We start from the raw sequence: 300 nt of genomic DNA on the forward strand, positions 1-300 counted from the left end.
GCCCTGCGGGGCTGCCTCTTCTGCCGGGGCCTCTGCGTTGCCCTCGTTGTCCTTAGCGTCCTCGGTGCGCGCTTCGGGCTTGTCCTCTGCCGGAGCCTCAGCCGCCGGGGCTGCAGCAGCCGGAGCGTCACCCTGTGGGGCTGCATCCTGCGGTGCCGCGGTCTGGGACTGGGAGCCCCAGATGCCCTCGCCTACCGCCTGCTGTGCCGCAGACGGCGGAACCTCGCCGCTGGTACCGTCCACAACACCGTTGCCGTCGTGGTCGAACTCGGAGTAGTCAGAGATCCCATCACCATCGGT

1 pseudogene is annotated in these 300 nt (G+C 69.3%); it reads right to left on the reverse strand.

Features of this window, described 5'->3' with window-relative positions:
- Window positions 1-300 (reverse strand): annotated as a pseudogene (locus CYJ76_RS13025) (hypothetical protein); the annotation flags it as partial.

This window comes from Kytococcus schroeteri, from assembly GCF_002847825.1.
GTDB lineage: Bacteria > Actinomycetota > Actinomycetes > Actinomycetales > Dermatophilaceae > Kytococcus > Kytococcus schroeteri.